Source organism: Shewanella putrefaciens (assembly GCF_016406325.1).
GTDB classification, from domain to species: Bacteria; Pseudomonadota; Gammaproteobacteria; order Enterobacterales; family Shewanellaceae; genus Shewanella; species Shewanella putrefaciens.
Genome location: NZ_CP066370.1, coordinates 3,514,928 through 3,537,019, shown reverse-complemented (window position 1 = coordinate 3,537,019; position 22,092 = coordinate 3,514,928). Strand labels below are relative to the sequence as shown.

Genomic DNA, 22,092 nt, shown 5'->3' with positions numbered 1-22,092 from the left:
GAACGCTATCTAACAATGCCAGTTTCAGTCAGTTTCAGGAAGTGTGGCTTTGTTATAAACTCGCCGCCGCTTGCATCACCATGGCCCGCACTTGTTCAACGATCACTTGCTCGGTATCTGCGTCATAGCCTTTGACTCTTGGTGTGTGAATGTGGCCGACCTTGGCATGGCTATTAAACTTTTGCTGCAAGACTATGGCGCGATAGGAGATTTCATTAGAGAGATAACCGCCGCCAGAGCCTTCGACTGAGGTTTCGTTTTGCAGTTCGTTTAATGATGTCGCGCTAAATTCACCGCGGGCAAGGGTTGTGACAGTATGGTTATCATTGACTTTCCATTGGCCATCTTTGACTTGCATGGCGGCGACGGGCAGTGAAAATTCCACAAATTCGGGGCCGATAAAATCTTTGCCATTGAGCTTAGGGGTAACGGGCGCGGTTTTCGTGCCGCCAGTGAGTACGTTTTGGTTATCGGGTGCCGCTGCGCTGCGATTGCGAGCAGGGAAGCGTTCGATATCAAAATCAGTTCGGCCCATGCTAACGGTGAACACAAATTGGGTTTTAGGATCACGATAAATCGGGCTCAATAGCGATTCGATAAGACCTTGGTCAAAATCTTCAAAACGTACAGGGATCATAGCGGTTTCGATTTGCGCCGTTTTCCCATTAATTTCAAAGCGAAAACCATCCAAGGCGAGGGCAACTAGACCGGAAGGGTTACTCTGGGTGATATCTTTGTCGAGGAAGAAAGGATCGAAACCCGTGAGGAATATTTTGATTTGGATATCATCACCATATTGAATATCGCTAAACCCCCGTGAGGCTTTTTCAACCGCACTCATTAATATGTCTTGTTGCCAATCGGCCATTTTAAAGTTGGCGCTGGTGGTTTTTAGACTATTAAGCATGGAAAGGCGAGCCCAGTATAAAGGTCGGTCGTCAAAATGCCCTGACTGTACATCGCGGACAGCTTGTTGCCACAATCTGTGCCCTTGGCGCGCTGCTAAGTGGGTGGCGTCAACTTCGTTTTTCTTTGAGCTCAGTTGAGCCAGACCATCGTCAAGTGCTTGATAGCGAGTGACTACGTCGCCTATGGTTTTTTCGGCTGTGGGTAGGCGGGAAACTTCAACGTCACCAAATAACTGCACGGCACTGGCTGTAGTCATTAAGCTGGTGGTGAGGATGAGTGTTAACACTGGCTTCAACATGTTTGGCTTCCCTGTAGTGATTAGACGTTATTCATTGGAAATAATGATTATTTTTTCGTGTAGATAGGCTCTTATGCCAAAAAGTATGCACTACAAGCTGAGGGTAATAAAGTTAAGCCCAGTGATCTTTGTGATCTTATACCAATATCTTCTATCACAAATCATGTGGATCTGGCATTAATCCATCTGCAACAGTGCAATAGGGTCTAGTCTGCCTCTTTTTTGCCACAATTGGTCAGCAGTTTGCTAGGGCATGCCGTAGTGCTAAGTGATAGCCTTAATCACTTTTTTAGTTTGTTGGATTGTTTGTTTTTTCAAGGAGATTTTATGCGTTTGTTCGTCATCTCGGCGGTATTGGTGATGTCCTCTATCTTAGTTTTCCCTGTTTTTGCTGCTAGCTCGCCCCAAAAAGAGTGGCAAGAAACCCGCAGTTGGGATGCCAGTTTTACTCAGCACCAAGCTAAAGGCGTGGTGGTGTTATGGAATGAAAATAAACAACAGGGATTCACTAATAATCTTAAACGCGCCAATCAAGGTTTTTTACCTGCATCGACGTTTAAAATTCCCAACAGTTTGATTGCTCTCGATTTAGGGATGGTGAAAGATGAGCACCAAGTTTTTAAGTGGGATGGTAAAAATCGTGATATTGCCGCCTGGAATCGTGACCATAATTTGATTAGCGCCATGAAGTATTCGGTTGTGCCCATCTACCAAGAGTTTGCTCGCCAAATAGGTGATGCTCGCATGGGGAAGATGATCGCTGTTTTTGATTATGGCAATGAGGATATCTCAGGCAATTTAGACAGTTTTTGGTTAGATGGAGGTATTCGGATCTCAGCCAAAGAGCAAATCGATTTCCTACGTCGGCTTTATCATAACAAGTTGCATGTTTCCGAGAGAAGTCAGCGTATTGTTAAGCAAGCCATGCTGACTGAAGCCAATAGTGACTATATTATCCGCGCAAAAACGGGTTATGCCGTAAGGGCCGAACCGAGCATTGGTTGGTGGGTCGGTTGGGTAGAACTCGATGATAATGTATGGTTTTTTGCAATGAATATGGATATGCCATCAGCGGATGGTTTGTCACTGCGCCAAGCCATTACAAAAGAAGTACTCAGGCAGGAAAAGATTATCCCTTAATCAACTGTGTTATGGGTGACAGATGAAAACAAAAAGCCTAGTGGGATAATCTAGGCTTTTTGTTATTAATGGGTAAACCCTTAGCCCATTAACGATTGCAGGCTTTCTTGGCTGCTAAAGCGTTTTACAAAGAAGTCCAAAAACACGCTGATATTGGTTGCCAGTTGGCGTCGACTCGAATAAACCCCATAAACCTTAAAAGGTTCAATCGGCCATTCCTGTAAGATTGGCACTAGCTGTCCATTGGCGAGTTCTGTCTTACAAGCAGAATTAGATAGCATGGCAATGCCAAAATCATCCATGGCTAACTGCTTTACCATGATAGGGCTATTGACTCGCACCTTACGTTGGAAGTTCACCATAGTTTTTCGTGGGCCTTTGCCGAGGGGCCAGATAGGTGCTGAGCGTGAAGTCCCTAATAAAATGCCACTGTGCTGACTGAGTTCCTGTGGTGTTGCGGGCGTTCCCCTGAGTTTTAGATAACTCGGACTTGCGACTAAAATGGGCTGGCGTTCAAACAATAATCTTGCCACTAAGTCCGATGATTGCAGTGGACCATATTTGATAGCGATGTCATATCCTTCTCCGACTAAACCTATATCATTGTCAGTAAACTGGACATCTAATTCCACATTGGGATATAAACGCATAAATCCGCTACAGAGGTTAGCGATTAATTCTTGGCTAAATGATACCGGGATTGCAATTCGTAATGATCCTGACACATCATCGTGAGTATTCTCGATAACTGCCTTGGCCGCTTCTACCTCATTGCGAATGGAATCACAGTGTTGATAAAAGAGTGCCCCGACTTGGGTCAAACTCAGGTTACGGGTGTCGCGCTGTAATAATCGTACGCCAAGTTGTTCTTCAAGCTGCGCGATTTTGCGACTAATGGTGGATTTTGGGTGGCCGGTTTCACGTGCAGCTTGGGAGAATCCCTTTGCTCTAACTACGGCTGCAAATAGCATCATACCGTTTAAATCTGGCATGTTTTTCCCACTGTCTCATATATGGAACATAGCGTCTTATGCAGTTTAATGGCATTTGGCGGGATAACAAAGTTATATTTATTGGCTAAAAATTTTCAGAGGCTAAGCAGAGGATCTTTTGATGACCAGCAAAAATCAGCCCACACACATGACTCAAGCCCAAACGCCCGACCCGCTTTTTTTACAAGCCGAGCATTTGGCAAAGGATTTTTCTCTGTTTCCAAAACACAGCAAACAGAGTTTAACGGAAGAAATTAAAGGTCTTTTAAGTGAAGATGCCATTCAGGCAAACTTAAAAGATTTAGCATCATTAGATGTTGATGGTTACGTTGCTAAGGTGATCCTGCCGACTCAAGATAAAGGTCGCCCAGGGGCTAAGCGTATCATCGCCGATCTTAAAGGCCGATTGATCACTGAAACTCACTTAGGCTCTTTTTACAGTGCCGAAATTGAGCTTAATTTCGGTTCTCGTACTCGCCGTGTTGGTTTTATCGCTCAAGAGCGCACCACAGCGAACGGTGCTTGGATGCCTGAGCATCACTACGCTGCCTGTAAAGCAATTCGTCATTTTGCCGAATTGTCTATGCCAATTATCTATTTAATTGATACCCCAGGAGCGGATGCTGGCGAAATTGCTAACAGCCAAAACCAAGCTCATTCTATTTCTAAGGCGATTGCCGAGAGTGCTAACGTTGACGTGCCTACAGTCGGTATCGTTATCGGTGCGGGTTATTCAGGTGGCGCGATTCCATTAGCGGCGGCGAACATCCTGTTATCGCTGCGCGATGGTATTTTCAACACGATTCAGCCACAGGGTCTGCAAAGTATTGCCCGTAAGTACAATTTATCTTGGCAAGAATGCGCAAAATCTGTTGGTGTATCGCCAGAAGAGCTTTATACCTCCGGCTGTATCGATGGCATTATCGATTTTTCACCGAGCGATCGTGATGAGCGTCAGCATAACTTGCGCCGCGCTATTATCAGTAGTATCGAAACTGTTGAACGTGCCGCAATGAATTTTGTGCGTGAATCTAAGGATTTACGTGAGCATTATGACCGTAGTTTAATGCGTTTCCTTAATCCATCTAAAAACCTGATGGCATTAGAATTGAACGCAGAATTGGCGGTAGCAACCAGCCCAACCAATCACCATAACCTGTTCGGTAGTGCCTATCGCTATCTGCGTTATCTTACGTTACGCAGTCGTATTCATTCTATTTCTCAGGAACAATATGGCCGCTTGTCGCGGGTCAGTGTGCCTGAAGGCGACTTGTTAACGCGCATCCAGCAAGAGCAGGATCGGGTATTCCAAGCTTGGTTGTCTAGCCCCGATAAATTGGTTTATGACGAAGATTTAAACAAGCTTTGGGCTAACTTTGTTGCTAAGCGTGATGAAGTATCGACCGAACGTAATATGTTGACCCGTTTAATTTTGGGTGAACCAAAAGAAAACTATAAAAAAGCCCGTAAGGCGCTGTTATTTAACATCGGTTGGTCCTTATATCACCGTTGGAAGAGCAATGCGGCCAATAACTTTAAAGGGCTTATTCAGCATTTAGAAAATCTACCTAAGTCAGTCACTCAAGCTAAATGGCCTGAGTTGAACCAGTTGACTGTGCTGGATGTGGTGGTAAACGAAGAACTGCGTGAAGATTTTATATGGCAATGCCATAACATCCTGATCTTTAACTCACTTTACGACAACGTGGTGGGCAGCTTAGCGTCAATCGCTAAAGAAGCTATGATGTCTAAGAGTTTGTCACGTAACTCAGTGAACAATCTACTGCATAAGTCAATTGACCATGCACTGTCGACGCAGGACACCGCTAACGATAAAGCCAAATTTTACAAGTGGCTTAAGTACTTTATGGGGCAATCTAACCGTGCCGACTTGTTGGTACGTGTAGAGCAGTGGAAGAGTGTGGGTTTCCCACAGCTCAATGACAGTTTGTTCGTGGTGCTGACTTACTTCTTCGAGCGCCTACTACCAGAATATTTTGATAGCGAAAGTGACACTAGCAAATACACTGGTGCAATAAACCCTGTGCGTATCGGTCGCCGTAAAGACTTCTGGAACCGCTTGACCATGGGTTATCAGGATCTATTGATCCAAAAAGTACTGCGGGACGAAAAGCGTAAAGGCAATATGACATGGGAAAATGTCATCAAGCAATTCTTTACCCGTTTTGATGAGATTAACGGCGACAAAATGTCGGCTAACTTATTGAACTTCCCAGGTTTCCGTTTATCGATTGAAGATGCTTTAGATAAAGGAATACGTCCTTGTGGTCTAATCACTGGTATTGCGGATTTTAAAGAGAAAGGCCAAAAAGTCCGTGTGGGCGTGGCTGTCTCTAACACCGCATTCCAAGCGGGTGCCTTCGATATGGCGAGCGCCGAGAAATTCTCTGCGCTGCTGATTGAGTGTGCTAAGCGTAAGTTACCTGTTGTGTGCTTTATTAGCTCTGGCGGTATGCAGACGAAAGAAGGCGCGGCAGCACTTTTCTCTATGGCGGTAGTCAACGACCGTATTACCCGTTTTATTCGTGATAACGAATTGCCAGTATTGATGTTTGGTTTTGGTGATTGTACTGGTGGTGCACAGGCGAGTTTTGTGACTCACCCATTGGTACAAACTTACTATCTGTCTGGCACGAATATGCCGTTTGCAGGGCAAATGGTGGTTCCTGCTTACCTGCCATCGACGGCAACGCTGTCTAACTATCTGTCTAAAGTTCCTGGCGCAATGGCGGGCTTAGTCCATAACCCATTTAGTGACACGTTAGACAGCCAGTTAGCAAGTATCGATCCTTTGATGCCGATGCCAACTGCAAACATTAACGATGTGATTATTAATGCACTCTCGACACTGGTGGTTGAAACACCCGTTGAAGAAGATGTTATCGTACAAAGCGATCCTCGTAAGTTAATGAAGCCAATCAATAAAGTATTGGTTCATGCCCGTGGTTGTACGGCGGTTAAACTGATCCGTAAAGCGCACGATAATAATATCAATGTGGTTTTAGTCGCCTCCGATCCTGATATGACATCAGTGCCAGCAGATATGCTTAAAGACACCGACAAGTTAGTTTGCCTCGGTGGTAACACCTCGGATGAAAGTTACTTGAACGCATATTCTGTATTGAAAGTGGCTGAGTATGAGCAAGTCGATGCACTGCACCCTGGTATCGGTTTCTTATCTGAAAGTCCGCAGTTTGCTGCATTGTGTGTGAATAACGGCGTTAACTTTGTTGGCCCTAGCGTGCATTCAATGACCACTATGGGTAATAAGTCGAACGCGATTAAAACGTCTCAAGCGCAAAATGTACCAGTCGTGCCAGGTTCTCACGGTATTCTGACCAATGCTGAGCAAGCGGTTAACGTGGCGAGTGAAATTGGTTATCCAGTGCTGCTGAAAGCCGTACAAGGCGGTGGTGGTAAAGGTATTCAGGTTGTTAAACGCCCTGAGGATATGATTGGCCTATTCCAAAAGACAGCGACCGAAGCGGCTGCAGCTTTTGGTAATGGCGACTTATACTTAGAAAAATATGTGACCTCACTGCGTCATATCGAAGTGCAGTTATTGCGTGACAAGTTCGGCAACGCCAAAGTGTTAGGTCTGCGTGATTGTTCGGTACAACGTAACAACCAAAAAGTCGTCGAAGAATCTGGCTCAACCATGTTGCCGGATGAGCTTAAAAAACAGGTGTTGGATTACACCCGTGCTTTAGGTGATGCGACTGATTATATGGGTGCTGGTACTGTTGAGTTCATCTATAACTTAGATGCAAACGAAGTGTACTTCATGGAAATGAACACCCGTCTACAGGTAGAGCATCCAGTAACGGAAGCCACTTCTGGTATCGATATTGTGAGTGCACAGTTTGATATCGCTGCGGGCCGTTCAATCGAGCATCTAGAGCCGAAGGAAATTGGCTATGCGATGGAAGTACGTGTGACTGCTGAAAAAGCGGCGCTCGATAGCCATGGCATACTGCAGCTTATTCCAAATCCTGGCAAGATCACTGAGTGTGTATTCCCAGAGCATCCTGATGTGGAAATTATCTCAATTGCTGCACCTGGCAAAGAAGTCTCGCCATACTATGATAGCTTGATTGCGCAAATCATTATGCGCGGTGAAAACCGTGAAGATGTGATTGCCAAGCTGCATGCTTATCTGGATAGCGTAGTGCTGAAAGGTATCGCAACTAACATTCCGTTACTTAAGCTAATCTTAAATGACGGTACCTTCAAAGAAGGCGTATACGACACTAACTATCTACCACGCTTTATGGCTGAACTTGATATTCCTGCGCTTATCGCAGAAATGGAAGCGGCAGCTGAAACAGTGGGTGTTGATACAGAGTCTTTACGTGTGGGCGAAAGTAACGAATTGAAAGTATTAGCCCAAGGCGCGGGTATCTTCTATACCTCTCCTGCACCGGGTGAGCCTGATTTCGTGAAAGAAGGTGATATTGTTACCGTTGAGCAAACCTTAGCGTTAACTGAAGCGATGAAGATGTTCTCGCAGGTCAACTTGGCTGGCTTTAACCGTCAAGGCGCCATACTTTATCCTGAGGATCAGAAGTATCGCATCGAGCGCATTCTGAACAGCAATGGTCAACAAGTGTCTCAAGGTGATTTACTCTTTGTGGTATCGCCCGTCGACGCTTAAACGCTAAATAAAATCTGATACTCCGAATACCCGCCTTTGGCGGGTATTTTTATCTAATTTAACCAGTATTACCATAAAGACTTGATGGTCACTCGGTATTAGTGTTGGATTTTATACTGACCAAATCTTGGGGTGATGCCCTATTTTGCTTCAAAGGATGTGCTGTCGATAAAATGCCTACCTTATTGTTTTAGGTAATGCGTCATATGATGAGCATTCTTGCTAAGTCTTAAGCCGTTCGAGGTCATATTTTTAGGCGATTTAGCTTATATACAAGGCATAAAAAACCGGAAAAACATCAATATCATTTGCAAAGCTATATTTTTAGGTATTTTTATTGATTGTCTAAAATTTAGGCTAAATTGGTTTATTTGGTTGTTTTTGTTTGTATTTGTGCAAATTTTTTTAAAATTTACCACGACTTTATCGTGAAAAATTGCAAGAGTCATTTGCGCAGAACTGGGTTCCAATTTACAATATGCGCCTAAAATAATCTGATGTGCGGTGTGTCGGTGGTTTGTCGCATACTCCGTCTACTTCTTAAACTAATCATTAAAGTTGAATCATGACCGAATTATCCAAATACAGAAACATTGGTATCTTCGCTCACGTTGACGCGGGTAAAACCACGACCACCGAGCGTATTCTTAAGCTAACTGGTAGAATTCACAAAGCTGGTGAAACACACGATGGTGAATCTACAACAGACTTCATGGTTCAGGAAGCTGAGCGCGGTATTACCATTCAATCAGCAGCAGTAAGCTGTTTCTGGAAAGAACACCGTTTCAACGTTATTGATACCCCAGGGCACGTTGACTTCACCGTTGAAGTTTACCGTTCTCTGAAAGTACTCGACGGCGGTATCGGTGTATTCTGTGGTAGCGGCGGTGTTGAGCCTCAATCAGAAACTAACTGGCGCTATGCGAACGAATCTGAAGTTGCTCGTATCATCTTCGTAAACAAGTTAGACCGTATGGGTGCTGACTTCCTGCGTGTTGTTAAGCAGACTAGAGATGTTTTAGCGGCTAACCCACTGGTTATGGTTCTGCCTATTGGTATCGAAGACGAGTTTAAAGGTGTTGTTGACCTATTAACCCGTAAAGCCTACATATGGGATGATTCAGGTTTACCAGAAAACTTCAGTGTGACAGACGTTCCAGCTGACATGGTTGATCAAGTTGAAGAATACCGTGAAATGCTGATCGAATCTGCTGTTGAGCAAGATGACGATCTGATGGAAGCCTACATGGAAGGCGAAGAACCATCGATTGAAGACCTGAAACGTTGTATCCGTAAGGGTACTCGTACAATGGCTTTATTCCCAACATACTGTGGTTCTGCGTTCAAGAACAAAGGTATGCAACTGGTTCTAGACGCTGTTGTTGATTACTTACCAGCGCCAAACGAAGTTGATCCACAGCCTTTAACTGACGAAGAAGGTAACGAAACTGGCGAACACGCTATCGTTTCTGCCGATGAGCCATTGAAAGCGTTAGCGTTCAAAATCATGGACGACCGTTTCGGTGCTCTGACCTTCGTACGTGTTTATTCTGGCCGTTTGAAGAAAGGCGATACCATTCTTAACAGTGCGACTGGTAAGACTGAACGTATCGGCCGTATGTGCGAAATGCACGCAAACGACCGTATCGAAATTGAATCGGCTGAAGCTGGTGACATTATCGCTATCGTGGGCATGAAGAACGTGCAAACGGGTCACACTCTGTGTGATGTTAAGCACCCATGTACATTAGAAGCCATGGTGTTCCCTGAGCCAGTAATCTCTATCGCAGTAGCGCCAAAAGATAAAGGTGGTAGCGAGAAGATGGCTATCGCTATCGGTAAGATGATCGCTGAAGATCCATCTTTCCGCGTAGAAACAGACGAAGATTCAGGTGAAACCATCCTTAAAGGTATGGGTGAACTGCACTTAGATATCAAAGTTGACATCCTGAAGCGTACTTACGGCGTTGAGTTGATCGTAGGTGAGCCACAAGTGGCCTACCGCGAAACCATTACTCAAATGGTTGAAGACCAATACACCCACAAGAAACAATCTGGTGGTTCTGGTCAATTCGGTAAGATTGAATACATTATCCGTCCTGGTGAGCCAAATTCTGGTTTCGTATTCAAATCTTCAGTTGTGGGTGGTAGCGTTCCTAAGGAATTCTGGCCTGCAGTTGAGAAAGGTTTCGCGAGCATGATGAACACGGGTACTATCGCTGGCTTCCCAGTGTTAGACGTAGAGTTCGAATTAACTGATGGTGCTTACCACGCAGTTGACTCATCAGCTATCGCGTTCGAAATCGCTGCTAAAGCGGCATTCCGTCAGTCTATCGCTAAAGCTAAGCCACAACTTCTTGAGCCAATCATGAAAGTTGACGTGTTCAGCCCAGAAGACAACGTGGGTGATGTGATCGGTGACTTAAACCGTCGTCGTGGCATGATCAAAGACCAAATCGCAGGTGTGACTGGTGTTCGTATCAAGGCTGATGTACCGTTATCAGAAATGTTCGGTTATATCGGTACTCTACGTACAATGACTTCTGGTCGTGGTCAGTTCTCTATGGAGTTCTCACACTACACACCATGTCCAAACAGCGTAGCTGAAAAAGTAGTTGAGCAAGTTAAAGAGCGTAAAGCTGCTGAAGCTAAGAAGTAATTCTTAACTCAACACGAATAGAGACCGCTGCTAAGCCTAGGCTAGCAGCGGTTTTTTTATGGGCGTACATTCTGGTAGACGGTAGACGGTAGACGGTAGACGGTAGACGGTAGACGGTAGACGGTAGACGGTTTCTAGGATTCGGTCTTTTGTTTACTCAATTCCAGCAGCGCATTGGCAGCGGGTGTTAAGGGTAAACTCTGGCGCCAAATTAGTGCGAGATCCCATGTCATAGCGGGCTGCATTGGTTTGAAGATTAATTTGCTGCTAGTGAGTTTATGACAGATAGGCTCAGGTAAAATGGCAACGCCCATATCGGCCTCCACCATAGCCGCTAGAAAATCCCACTGACCGCTACGAAAGGCAATATTCAATTGCACACCAGCCTTACGACTGAGGCGGTTTATCAGCTTAGCGAGGGAGAAATCCTCGTTATAAAGGATAAAAGGATAGGGTTCGAAATCTTGCCAATTGATTTGGGATTTATCGGCTAGAGGATGTCCCTCTGGCAAACAAGCGAGTAATGGATACTTGGTTAAGGGTTGATTGACTAGCTCTGTTTCATGGGTTGTTGGTAGCGCAGTAAAGGCGATATCTAAACTGTTATTCAGCAGTGCCTGCTCGCAGCCAAATCCACCGTATTCATACATCTGCAGTTCAATACCCGGATAACGCTTACGATAACTCGTCAGCAGACCGATAATCAGACTGCTCATCATAGGACATACACCTAATCGCAATCGCCCTGATTTGAGTCCACTTAAGTTACTCATGTCTTCTTGTAGCCTATGCCATTGGCCTAGGATCTCTCTCGCACTATGTTCAAAAAGCTGTCCAGCTTGGGTTAGCTCTACCTTTTGATTGTTACGGATCAGCAGGGTTTCTCCTAGACTTTCCTCTAACCTTTGGATGATCTTGCTAAGCGTTGGTTGGGTGATAAAACATTTTTGTGCTGCACGGGTAAAGTTTTCGGTTTCCACTAAGGTCAGAAAACACTGTAAGGTCTTGATTGGAATATTCATGCTTAAATGGAATCCATATTATGGCATTAATTCATTTTACTGATGATAGCCTAAGTATTACTTTGACCTTGTTAACAAAACAGGGGAATACCGATGAAATCAACTTCAAGTCTATGGGTAGGTGCTTTGTGGCAGGCGGCTATGCCTGTGGCAAAGGATGTACAAAAAGTGAAAGTGACACAAGCAGCACAAACGGCTTCAGTGGGTAATTTGCATAAAGCAAAACAACAAGTAAACCCAGCCTAGGCTGGGTTTTACTTTTTATTATCATTACGCTCTTTCCTGCCCCATTTACCTTTCCTGACACTCATATTTTCTCTGCGCTGTATTCCAAGCATTTAGCGGCTCTCATCAAGGTGTAGCTATCACAACTCAGTTCACCAAGGCTTTGAAAGTAAAAAGCCACTGAATATCAGTGGCTTTTACGGGCAGGGGAGTATCGTCTATTAGTTTGAGAACTTATTCTCGACTAAGGGTGCTTTATTTTCTGCCTGAGCGACATGGCACTGGGTACAGAAATAATTTTGTCCGTTTAAGGTGCCTTTATCATCAATAACGTGTGATTTAGCAACCGGTGTTGCTTTCATTCGCTCAGCTTTTTCCCAACTATGGCAGCTTAAGCAACCATTTTTATCTAAGGTAATTTTGTAATCATCTTTGTGAGGGATAAGCGGAGGTTGGTCGCTAAAGCTACGTTCGAGTGCTGCGCCACGAGTAGGAAAAACGGGCATAGCATCGGCGGGGCGAATATCGGTAATTGCTGAAGTACCAGCGAGTGAATTGATGGTAACAGGTGCTGAATTAGTGTCTGCTTTCTGGCCTGTGCAGCCGCCGATAGCGACAACAATGGCAGCTAAGGTGAGTATTTTTTTCATTGGTCATTCTCCGCCTTGGTGGCAATGTGTTGACGAATATTGGGTAATGTAGATTCTGTGGATGATTGAGTATTAGAGTGAGCGTTAGCAAAAGTGAAACGATGCTGATAGCTAAATACACGCTTGGCGCAGACATCGATACAGCGGCCGCATTGGGTGCAATCTTGGCTTAAGATCACCGGGTTTTGTCCTTTAAGTGCAGTTTTTAACACATGTCTTTCAGGACAAACGGCAAAACAATCCATGCAGTTGTTGCAATCTTTGGCTTGCAGTGCGGCGATCTTAATTGGACTGAGTTTGCCCAAGAGACCAAACAGGGCTCCCGCAGGGCAAAGATGGCCGCACCAAGCGCGCTCGACGATAAATAGATCGAGCAGGAAGATAGCCACAAGGAGCCACAAGCTACCGACAGTGCCAAATAATATTGCTCGATACAGTACTGGGACTGGGTTAATCCATTCCCAAACCGTTAAGCCTGTTATCAAGGGCAACAAGAGTACCAGTGCGAGTAGGTAATAACGTAAATTACGAGGTAGTTCACTAGTGCGAGGTAGATTAAGCCGACGTCTTAGCCAACTCGCGGTATCTGTAACCAAGTTAACTGGACAGACCCAACTGCAAAATACCCTTCCTCCTGCTACGCCATAAAATAAGACGATAATCCCAGCACCAATAAGCAGGCTAAATTCAGGGATATGTCCCGTCATTAGTACCTGCAAAGCCACTAAGGGATCGGCCAGAGGGACAGTATCAAGCAATAGACTTGCCGATAGGTTACCTTTGAGAATCCAAATACCTGCGACAGGCCCTAGTGCGAATAAACCGAAAAGACTTAGTTGCACTAAGCGGCGTAGCAGCAGATATTTATGGGCTCGCCACCAACCTAGTTCCGCAACTGCAGCCGCGGCAAAAGGTGTTTCCAAGATATTTGTGCTCTTAGATTGAGGCGCTGGTGTCTTCATCTTCATAGCACTAACCCCTTGTTTAACATCTCTAGGGTGGTTTCTTCTGTATTGATGTAAGTATCGTGCTCTGCGGTTTTTCCTAGGGCTAATGCCGTAGGTAGCACCTTGATTGCTGCGATATCGAGTACACAGGCATGTTCACATTTGCCACAGCCAGTGCAGGTATCGCTGTTGACTGTGGGTAAAAACATGGCGTGGTGATCGCTTTGGTTGTTGCGCTGGCGCTCTAAGGTGATGGCATTGTCGATTAACGGACAAACCCGGTAGCAGACATCACAGCGTAACCCCTTAAAGTTAAGACAGTTTTTCTCATCTATCAGTACCGCAATGCCCATTTTTGCATCGTTAATGTGTTCAAGCTGAGGATCAAGCGCACCCGATGGGCAGGCTTTTATGCAGGGAATATCCTCACACATCTCGCAGGGAATGCGCCGTGCGGTAAAGAATGGCGTGCCAGTGGCAGCGCCATCGAACCAGCGTGCCAGCGATAGTGTGTCGTAGGGGCAAGCCTCAACACATAAACCGCAGCGCACACAGGCCGAGAGAAAATCGCCTTCTTCAAGGGCACTCGGCGGCCTGCAAGCTTGAGGGGCGAGCTGGCCTTGGCTTTTTGCCGTAGCCGTTAAGCCTAATCCCACGAGTCCCATCACACAGCCAGCCTTCGCCGTCGTTGCCAAAAATTGGCGACGGTTGACTTGTTTGGCTGTGAATGCACTCTTAACTTGCTGACTCACCTTAGACTCCTTAATTGCTATCAAATGAGCTAATCGCTATCAAAAATGAGGGCTTAAGCCTTCATCACTTTGACTGGGCACTTCTTAAAGTCAGTTTCTTTTGACAGTGGATCGGTTGCATCCAGAATCAACTTGTTCACTAACTGACGCGCATCGAAGAAGGGCATAAACACTACGCCGCGTGGCGGTTTGTTACGGCCTTTGGTTTCAACACGGGTTTTGACCTCACCACGGGGAGAGGCGACAACTACTTCATCACCACGTTGTAGACCACGAGCCTTGGCGTCTTCTGGATGCATAAAGATTTGTGCATCGGGATAAGCGCGATAGAGTTCAGGCACCCGTGCTGTCATCGAACCTGTATGCCAGTGTTCGAGCACGCGGCCAGTTGACATCCACAGATCGTATTCTGAGTTCGGCTCTTCCGCTGCAGGCTCATAGGGCAGGGCGAAAATCACTGCTTTACCATCTGGTTTACCATAGAATTTAAAGCCTTCACCTGCTTTGACGTAAGGATCGCTACCCTCAACGAAACGGCGCAGGGTTTCTTTACCATTGACCACTGGCCAGCGCAGACCGCGGGTTTCGTGGTAGCGGTCAAAGTCGGCTAAATCATGGGCATGGCCACGGCCAAAGGCGGCATATTCTTCGAAAATGCCTTTTTGTACATAAAAACCAAAGTGCTGACTTTCATCGTTTAATTCAGCCTTGCAATCGGTTGTTGGAAACTTGTTGATCACGCCGTTGGCAAATAGCACTTCAAACAGGGTCTTATCTGCGTATTCTGGCTGTTTGGCGATAAGCTCTGCAGGCCACACCTCTGACACGTTAAAGCGTTTCGCAAATTCCATTAATTGCCACAGATCGGATTTTGCCCCTTCTGGCGCTTTGACTTGTTGATGCCACATATGGGTGCGGCGCTCGGCATTACCGTAGGCCCCTTCTTTCTCTACCCACATTGCCGTTGGCAGGATTAAATCCGCCGCCATGGCAGTTACCGTAGGATAAGGATCGGATACCACGATAAAGTTTTCAGGGTTACGGAAGCCCGGATACATTTCTTCATTGATATTGGGGCCTGCTTGCATGTTATTGGTACACATTGTCCAATAACAATTGAGCTTACCGTCTTTGAGCATACGGCTTTGAAGTACCGCGTGGTAACCCGGTTTTGGTGGAATCGTGCCTTCAGGCACTTGCCACATTTTTTCAGTAATAGCACGGTGCTTATCGTTATCCACAACCATGTCAGCGGGTAGACGATGGGCGAAGGTGCCGACTTCACGGGCGGTGCCACAGGCAGAGGGTTGACCTGTTAATGAGAATGGGCTGTTACCGGGAGTCGCGATTTTGCCCGTCAGTAAGTGGAGGTTGTAGAGCATATTGTTTGCCCATACGCCACGTACGTGTTGGTTAATCCCCATGGTCCAAAGACTCATAACCTTCACCTTAGGATCGGCATAGGCTTTGGCTAAGGTTTCGAGTTTTTCAGGCTCCACACCACTCATCTTAGCCGCGTATTCCAGCGTATAAGTGCTGACGAACTTAGCGTACTCGTCAAAGCTAATTGGGGTTGATTTACCATTGCCAGGGTTTTTGGCTTTCTTCTCTAATGGATGATCTGGACGCAGACCATAGCCAATATCATCAACACCTAAGGCAAATTGAGTATGTTTAGTGACAAAGTCAGTGTTTACAGCTTTGTTTTGAATGATGTAGTTGGCGATATAGTTGAGGATCACCAGATCTGATTGCGGATGGAAAACCATAGGGTTATCGGCTAAGTCGAAGCTGCGATTCTCAAAGGTAGAGAGTACATGTACGCGGCAACTCGGACTGCTTAAACGGCGATCAGATAAACGTGCCCACAGGATCGGGTGCATCTCGGCCATGTTGGCGCCCCAAAGCACAAAGTGATCGGCGGCTTCTAAATCGTCATAGCAACCCATAGGTTCATCGATACCAAAGGTACGCATAAAGCCAACCACAGCCGAGGCCATGCAGTGGCGCGCGTTAGGGTCGATATTATTGGTTAAAAACCCCGCTTTATGCAGTTTGGAAGCGGCGTAACCTTCCCAAATCGTCCACTGGCCTGAACCGAACATACCGACAGAAGTCGGGCCTTTAGTGGCAATGCTGTGTTTCCACTTAGCGGCCATAGTATCAAGGGCGACATCCCAGCTAACAGGGGTAAACTCACCTTCTTTATGGTATTTGCCGTCTTTCATCCGTAGCAGTGGCGTGGTTAATCTGTCCTTGCCGTACATGATTTTCGACAGGAAGTAACCTTTAATGCAGTTTAAGCCACGGTTAACAGGGCTTTCTGGATCACCCTTAGTGGCAACGACTTTACCCGCTTTAGTGCCGACTAATACGCTACATCCTACGCCGCAAAAACGGCAGGGCGCTTTATCCCATTTGATATTATCTGACTCGGCGGCTTCAACCATTTTCACGGGAAGCGTCACGCCAACGGCCGTCGCAGCGGCAAGGGCTGCGTTGGCCTTGAGAAACTCGCGGCGACTTATGCTCATAATATTTCCTCACTCATTTGTTCTAAGGGTTCTACTTGGTGGTAAATCAAACTGGCGGATAACACGCCGGACAGGGCATTAATAGCTTCAACATTGTCGAGAATGGCTTTTTGACTACTCCCTTCAAGGGTGACAACCAATTTACCTTCAGGTGTGATGGCATGAATATCACAGCCCAATAAGGCACTAATATCTGCTTCAACCTGCTGCAAGGCATTGGGGGCTGCATGTACCACAAGGCTAGTAATATGGTATTCCTGACTCATCGCGGGTGACCTTTAGGTGGTTTTGACTCAGTTGCGAAGATTTTAAAGGACAACTAAGTGCTGATTTCTGCGAGTCTAGACCTGATAAAAAATGTGGGTATACCTCACAAGAGGTATTGAAAGCGATAGTCGATCGGGATCAAAGTTTTTCGAGTGATCTAACTCCCAGTTTGATATTTAAGCGGTTAGTTCTGTTGTCACTGGTGGCGATGTCACTACGTCGTAAGTGTTATGCCCAGTATTGGGGAGGGGAATACTGGGCATTACGAAGTTGGCTCTCTAGGTATGGATGGCGCATTCACATTGCTTAGTATATAAGGCATTAATACCCCGTTAGTTCCATATAACCCACACCAGTATGGCTGCCGGTGAGTTGCACAGGGCCTTCCCAGTAAGGGGTTGAAAGAGGCATGGCGCTATTAGGGTTTAGTGGTCTAATCGTAAGGTCAATATTCTCACTTGGGATTTTAACTTGCCAACTAACAGGATAGTTGCCATTGACGGTTGATTGCCATTCGAGTGGCGTCATTTGAATGCCATTGGGGTGATCAGTAGAGTTAATATTGCGGCCTGTACCATCTTGAAACATGCGTCTTGCACTATAAAATGCTGAAATAGATTTATTCCCTTTTGATTCATGCGGTAACTCATCCCGTAATTGAAATAACATCAGTGCAGAACCATCGTTTAGTCGTAGGGCAAACCAGTCCCAACCCTGTTGGTTTTTAGTGAGAAATTGTGAGCTCCATTCCCTATCGAGCCAACCTTTACCCGTTACGTGCTCCACTTTGCCGTGACGGATAATTTCACCTGAAATATCAATAAAGGGCTGACTGTAATAATAGGAGGCAACTTTACCGTCACGGCTTTTTATGCTGTAACCGTTATCACCTTGATATTGCAGAGGTGCTTGGCTATCAAGCTTAAGTTGATAACTAAAATCTTCATTTTCGACGCTTAATATTGCGGGGAATAATGTCGTATTCTCACTCTTCCATGTCCAGTTATCTAAGCGGATCTGATAAGGGATTGCTTGAACATCGGCAAGCTCTTTGTGGTGGCGTGACCATTTTTCGTGAGCCATGTGAGTATGGTTTGAGGTTAAGGCGCTATGGGCGAAATATAATTGCCGACTTGCCCAAGTCGATTCATTTTCCCTATGGGCATTTGCAGCATTAAGGGCAATTCTAAATTGTGTCCACTGGGCGCCGAGTGGTTCACCCTGCTCTGTGGTTAGGTTTGCGGTCAGATACCACCATTCTTGCCTAAAATCATTATGGGCTAAGTGATCTCGCGGAAACTCGAAACGGTAACCTTGGATGACGGGCGCAAAGGATATCTCGCTATTTGAAGACGCCTTACCTGATGTACTGCTTAGCACATTCCCCATAGATTTTGAGGGATTGTTCTGTGTGGCTGGGGATTTATCGCAGCCAGTTGTCAGCATTAGCCCTATCAGAACATAAAATATGGTTTTGGCTATTGTTGGGTTCACTCGCGTTATCAGCTGCCTCGTTTTTGGCTTTTTCATCATAAAGTTTCCTGCTGTAAACTCGCCACTAAGGGTTTACGGGTTTGCCAATATAAGGGTAGAAGTACGGCCAGAGTGCAGGTAATGAGCGCAATAAGGATAGCATGACCGTAGGCGAGCCAATCCCAAATCATATGGATTGTCCAACCAAAGGCTTGCAGCGTGATTTTATGGATAAGCAGATACCCTAAAAGCGCGCCCGTTGGCATTGCGAGTAAACAGGTAATAAGTACCACAATCAACATTTGGACAAAAACCATTATACGTAATGCTCTTCGGCTTACGCCCAATGCATATAGTCGGGCCAGTGGCGCCTGCCTTGCCTGCGTTAACATTAAGCAGGCACTAAAAAGCCCAATAGCCGCCACAATTAACGTCAAACTGTTGAGCACTAAGGTAATCGAAAAAGTGCGTTTAAACATCGCAATGGCTTGGGTTTTGATTTTGGTCTGGCTGTAGATTTGTGCTCTTGATAATTCAAGCTCTTGTGCTAATTGGGCTTCGAGTTTATCAAGGTCTGTATCGCTTATCTTGGCTTGGTTTTTGCCATAAAAACTTGCCGCGAGGCTAATAGGTTGTATCGGTAATTGTGCTTTTTGCCACAGGTTTTGACTGATAATGACTTCATTTCGGGTATTGCCGTGATCATAGTAAATTCCGCCAATAATCAGCTTGTTATTATCCGATAGGCCCGTTTTATCGAGCACGTCAAGCTCGGCAGTATCCCCAAGTTGTAAACCATATTTTATCGCGAGAGGTTCACTAATCAGTAAATAGGGTTTTTCAAAGTAGGATTGCCAAAGTGTGGGTAAACTTTCTTTAAGTGCACTGGTATAACGCACTGAATAATCATCGCGACTTAATAGATTGACTGGAATCGCCTGCTCACTTGAGGTTTTATTCGCGCTATTAAGCGTAAGTTGAGCGTCTATTTGCCATTGCTGGTAAAGCCCGCTTACCCTTGGATCATTAGCCAGTTGGGCTTGTATTGCTTCAATGCGATGACTCGGTGGACGGATATAAAGATCGGCATGTAATCTGGTTTCCAGCCAAGCGCGTAGGGTTTGCTCAAAACTACCGACTAAGGTATTCATCGATACGTTGGCGCTGAGGGCAAGTAAAATTGCCATCATAGCGAGGGAGAGCGGGGCAATTAACTCGCGAGTTTCTGCGAGCAGGTATTGCCAGAGACCTTGGCGTGCAAAGGGCTGTAATATGCTGACTCCCCAATGTAGTAATAGCGGTAACAGCAAAGGGATCGCTATGGTGACTATGCCGAGTAGTACTAAACTCACATCATAACTTTGGCTAAAGGGAAATAGCAGGGCTGCAAGGCTTAATAAAATGCAAGCACAAATAAACTGTTTACTGTGGGTTTTTCGATGGGCTTGGGTGAGTTGATAGCGATTAGCCCCTTGAGCCAGTGATTGTCTCGTTAAGTCTAAATATAAAGGCAAGCAAGCGGCTAACGCGGCCACAAAAGTGAGTGCTATCGCCTCAAATAACCATGTCCATTGCCAAATACCTGGCAGTAAATGGGCGCCATACATTTGCTCTAATGTCATTGCCACCATAGGTTGTAACCAATGGCTAAGCTGTAATCCGATGATAAACCCAAGGCATGCCCCTACAACCACGAGTAATACGAGTTCAACCATCAGCGCCGCCATCACGACACTGCGTTCCATTCCTTGCTGCAGAAGCTGAACCAGTAACTTTTGGCGTTTCATCAGGCTATAGCGTACGCCGTTGTACGCGATAAAGAGTCCGACTACGAATGCCAGCATGCTCATGGCATTGAGGTTTAAATGAAAACTGCGAGTGAGAGCGATAAGCGCTTGGCCCTGATCCTGCTGATTAAAGCTGGCTTTTTGTGGTGTAATCTCCAATTTATCTAGTTGGGATTTTAGTGCAGGGAGTTTGTCTCGTTCACTAAACAGGGCGATATAGCTGAGTTTCCCGTTAAGATTAAGCAAATGTTGGGCAAGGGATATATCCGCTAAAATGGCGCTGCCTAGGCCAAATTTATCATCGATAGCGATAACCTCTAGGGTCGTTTGCGCTAGGTAAAGCTGACCATTGGGGGCAATCTGTCCAGCTAAACTTTGGCTCATCACCACCACAGGATCGCCGCTTAACAGTGCGGCAAGGGGGAGATCTTGCATGGGAGTGTGAGTATCGTTTTCTTTATTGGCTTGGGATTTCTGTAAGGTGAGTGCTGCCGCTAAATCACTGCCTTCAATTTGCCAAAACTGACCATCTTTACCAGCGACTCGACCATTAACCACGGAAAGACTTTGGCTGAGCCCTGCTTGTCTTAGGGCGAAATATACGGATTCGTCTAAGGTATCTTGTCCTATTGGCGCAGTCAGTAATACATCCGCTCGTTGGCTTAGGAGTTCGGTGGCTTCACTATAACTGCGAATCGCGTTGTCATTGGTCGCTTTGACGCCAATAAGCAGCGTTACGGCAAGTGCAATCCCTAGCAATGTGGCGCCAGCTTGGAGTGGTGCGTGGCGATAATGGGCCAAGAATAGCTGTAAACCTAGCCTTATTCGCCTTAGTTTGCCACTAATGAGCGCTTGGTTTTTGATGGTTTTTTTAGCCATGATTTGTGTTTCCAAGGCGCGTGTCATCCTGAAATTGCCACGGCACCATGGGATAAATGCCAGCGTTTTTGCATAAAGGCCGCACATTCCTCGCTATGGGTGACCATCAAAATGCTGGTGTGGCTTTCCCTTGCGAGTTCACAAAGTAGTGACATCACTTGCTTACCCGCCACGTCATCTAAGTTACCTGTGGGTTCATCGGCAAGCAGCAAACTGGGTTTGTGGGCTAAGGCACGGGCAATGGCGACTCTTTGTTGTTGTCCACCGGATAGCGCTTCAATCTGCCGTTGTAGCAGTGGTGTAAGATCCAGTTTATCCACTAAATAATCACACCAAGGCGACCATGATTGCTGGATAAGGTTGAGGGAAAACGCGATATTATCTTTTACATTCAGTGGTGTCAGTAAGTTAAATTGCTGAAATACGACCCCCAGTGATTGCCGTCGAAAGTGACTCCATTGACTATCTTGCCAGTTTTTAGTTGATTTATTTTCAAGGAATATTTCACCTGAATCTTGTGTTTCAAAGCCTGCAATAAGATTTAGCAAAGTGCTCTTTCCACTTCCGCTAGGCCCTGTGAGCGCAACTGTGTCACCTTTGTGGATCGCTAAGTCAACCGATTGCAGTACGGCATGGCGCAGTTCTCCATCGCGAAAACTTTTACTGATCTGAATGAGTTTAGCGACTTCCGTCATTTGAACTGTTCCTTATTGTTCGTGACAAGCTAAAGGATAAACATAAAGCAATTTGTATTCACATAGATACTGATATTTCTATTAAAAAGTTCACTTTAGATTTGGCCAGTGTAACCATGTTATCTCAAATACCGAAAAACAAGTGTGCTCAAAAATTCACCAAATAGGCGTGTGGGTCAATAACTGTG

Annotated in this window: 15 protein-coding genes; 4 read left to right on the top strand and 11 right to left on the bottom strand. The window is 45.7% G+C overall.

The window, feature by feature from the left end:
- Positions 1 to 52 precede the first annotated feature (52 nt).
- Positions 53 to 1,207 carry a hypothetical protein gene (locus JEZ96_RS15740; RefSeq protein ID WP_128090247.1) on the bottom strand — a complete coding sequence of 385 codons (1,155 nt, stop codon included), beginning with the start codon at positions 1,205 to 1,207 and terminating at the stop codon, positions 53 to 55.
- Positions 1,208 to 1,534: 327 nt separating this feature from the next.
- On the opposite strand from JEZ96_RS15740, the gene blaOXA reads away from it, so the two are divergent.
- Complete coding sequence (gene blaOXA, locus JEZ96_RS15735) at positions 1,535 to 2,347, top strand: class D beta-lactamase (protein WP_025007556.1); 813 nt, start codon at positions 1,535 to 1,537, stop codon at positions 2,345 to 2,347.
- An 80-nt stretch (positions 2,348 to 2,427) separates the two neighbouring features.
- Here the strand turns inward: blaOXA and JEZ96_RS15730 are convergent, their stop codons facing one another.
- Positions 2,428 to 3,339, bottom strand: coding sequence for a LysR family transcriptional regulator (locus JEZ96_RS15730; RefSeq protein WP_011788166.1), 912 nt, complete (start codon positions 3,337 to 3,339; stop codon positions 2,428 to 2,430).
- A 121-nt stretch (positions 3,340 to 3,460) separates the two neighbouring features.
- Between JEZ96_RS15730 and JEZ96_RS15725 the strand changes: the two genes are divergently transcribed.
- On the top strand, positions 3,461 to 8,014 hold the full coding sequence (locus JEZ96_RS15725) for an ATP-binding protein (RefSeq protein ID WP_014611278.1): 4,554 nt from the start codon (positions 3,461 to 3,463) through the stop codon (positions 8,012 to 8,014).
- 565 nt (positions 8,015 to 8,579) lie between these two features.
- A complete protein-coding gene (gene fusA / locus JEZ96_RS15720) occupies positions 8,580 to 10,673 on the top strand; it encodes an elongation factor G (RefSeq protein WP_011788168.1) in 2,094 nt (697 codons plus the stop codon).
- Positions 10,674 to 10,807: 134 nt separating this feature from the next.
- Here the strand turns inward: fusA and JEZ96_RS15715 are convergent, their stop codons facing one another.
- On the bottom strand, positions 10,808 to 11,695 hold the full coding sequence (locus tag JEZ96_RS15715; RefSeq protein ID WP_011788169.1) for a LysR family transcriptional regulator: 888 nt from the start codon (positions 11,693 to 11,695) through the stop codon (positions 10,808 to 10,810).
- A 93-nt stretch (positions 11,696 to 11,788) separates the two neighbouring features.
- Here JEZ96_RS15715 and JEZ96_RS15710 point away from each other — a divergent pair, with 93 nt between their 5' ends.
- A complete protein-coding gene (locus JEZ96_RS15710; protein ID WP_014611276.1) occupies positions 11,789 to 11,941 on the top strand; it encodes a hypothetical protein in 153 nt (50 codons plus the stop codon).
- A gap of 200 nt (positions 11,942 to 12,141) precedes the next feature.
- Here JEZ96_RS15710 and napB read toward each other — a convergent pair whose 3' ends face one another.
- The 8 genes from napB to JEZ96_RS15670 form a co-directional block, all read right to left on the bottom strand.
- Positions 12,142 to 12,570, bottom strand: a complete 429-nt coding sequence (napB, locus tag JEZ96_RS15705) for a nitrate reductase cytochrome c-type subunit NapB (protein ID WP_025007557.1) — start codon at positions 12,568 to 12,570, stop codon at positions 12,142 to 12,144.
- Positions 12,567 to 13,538 carry a quinol dehydrogenase ferredoxin subunit NapH gene (gene napH / locus JEZ96_RS15700; protein WP_025007558.1) on the bottom strand — a complete coding sequence of 324 codons (972 nt, stop codon included), beginning with the start codon at positions 13,536 to 13,538 and terminating at the stop codon, positions 12,567 to 12,569. The genes napB and napH overlap by 4 nt, the downstream gene beginning before the upstream one ends.
- Complete coding sequence (napG, locus tag JEZ96_RS15695; protein ID WP_128090249.1) at positions 13,535 to 14,269, bottom strand: ferredoxin-type protein NapG; 735 nt, start codon at positions 14,267 to 14,269, stop codon at positions 13,535 to 13,537. The genes napH and napG overlap by 4 nt, the downstream gene beginning before the upstream one ends.
- A gap of 53 nt (positions 14,270 to 14,322) precedes the next feature.
- Positions 14,323 to 16,803, bottom strand: coding sequence for a nitrate reductase catalytic subunit NapA (napA, locus tag JEZ96_RS15690; protein ID WP_011788174.1), 2,481 nt, complete (start codon positions 16,801 to 16,803; stop codon positions 14,323 to 14,325).
- Positions 16,800 to 17,069 (bottom strand): chaperone NapD, encoded by a 270-nt coding sequence (locus tag JEZ96_RS15685; protein WP_011788175.1) that lies wholly within the window; start codon positions 17,067 to 17,069, stop codon positions 16,800 to 16,802. The genes napA and JEZ96_RS15685 overlap by 4 nt, the downstream gene beginning before the upstream one ends.
- Before the next feature lie 322 nt (positions 17,070 to 17,391).
- A complete protein-coding gene (locus JEZ96_RS15680; RefSeq protein ID WP_061783225.1) occupies positions 17,392 to 18,603 on the bottom strand; it encodes a lipocalin-like domain-containing protein in 1,212 nt (403 codons plus the stop codon).
- Positions 18,600 to 21,236, bottom strand: coding sequence for an ABC transporter permease (locus JEZ96_RS15675; RefSeq protein WP_011788177.1), 2,637 nt, complete (start codon positions 21,234 to 21,236; stop codon positions 18,600 to 18,602). Before JEZ96_RS15675 ends, JEZ96_RS15680 begins: the two co-directional genes overlap by 4 nt.
- Entirely contained in the window at positions 21,233 to 21,904 is a 672-nt protein-coding gene (locus JEZ96_RS15670) for an ABC transporter ATP-binding protein (protein ID WP_011788178.1), read from the bottom strand. Before JEZ96_RS15670 ends, JEZ96_RS15675 begins: the two co-directional genes overlap by 4 nt.
- Positions 21,905 to 22,092 lie beyond the last annotated feature (188 nt).

Coding starts and splice junctions, on each gene's coding strand:
- napB (WP_025007557.1), bottom strand. CDS start 12,570: ATGAAAAAAATACTCACCTTAGCTGCCATTGTTGTCGCTATCGGCGGC.
- JEZ96_RS15675 (WP_011788177.1), bottom strand. CDS start 21,236: ATGACACGCGCCTTGGAAACACAAATCATGGCTAAAAAAACCATCAAA.
- JEZ96_RS15685 (WP_011788175.1), bottom strand. CDS start 17,069: ATGAGTCAGGAATACCATATTACTAGCCTTGTGGTACATGCAGCCCCC.
- JEZ96_RS15715 (WP_011788169.1), bottom strand. CDS start 11,695: ATGAATATTCCAATCAAGACCTTACAGTGTTTTCTGACCTTAGTGGAA.
- napH (WP_025007558.1), bottom strand. CDS start 13,538: ATGAAGATGAAGACACCAGCGCCTCAATCTAAGAGCACAAATATCTTG.
- JEZ96_RS15680 (WP_061783225.1), bottom strand. CDS start 18,603: ATGATGAAAAAGCCAAAAACGAGGCAGCTGATAACGCGAGTGAACCCA.
- JEZ96_RS15670 (WP_011788178.1), bottom strand. CDS start 21,904: ATGACGGAAGTCGCTAAACTCATTCAGATCAGTAAAAGTTTTCGCGAT.
- JEZ96_RS15725 (WP_014611278.1), top strand. CDS start 3,461: ATGACCAGCAAAAATCAGCCCACACACATGACTCAAGCCCAAACGCCC.
- JEZ96_RS15730 (WP_011788166.1), bottom strand. CDS start 3,339: ATGCCAGATTTAAACGGTATGATGCTATTTGCAGCCGTAGTTAGAGCA.
- blaOXA (WP_025007556.1), top strand. CDS start 1,535: ATGCGTTTGTTCGTCATCTCGGCGGTATTGGTGATGTCCTCTATCTTA.
- napA (WP_011788174.1), bottom strand. CDS start 16,803: ATGAGCATAAGTCGCCGCGAGTTTCTCAAGGCCAACGCAGCCCTTGCC.
- JEZ96_RS15710 (WP_014611276.1), top strand. CDS start 11,789: ATGAAATCAACTTCAAGTCTATGGGTAGGTGCTTTGTGGCAGGCGGCT.
- fusA (WP_011788168.1), top strand. CDS start 8,580: ATGACCGAATTATCCAAATACAGAAACATTGGTATCTTCGCTCACGTT.
- JEZ96_RS15740 (WP_128090247.1), bottom strand. CDS start 1,207: ATGTTGAAGCCAGTGTTAACACTCATCCTCACCACCAGCTTAATGACT.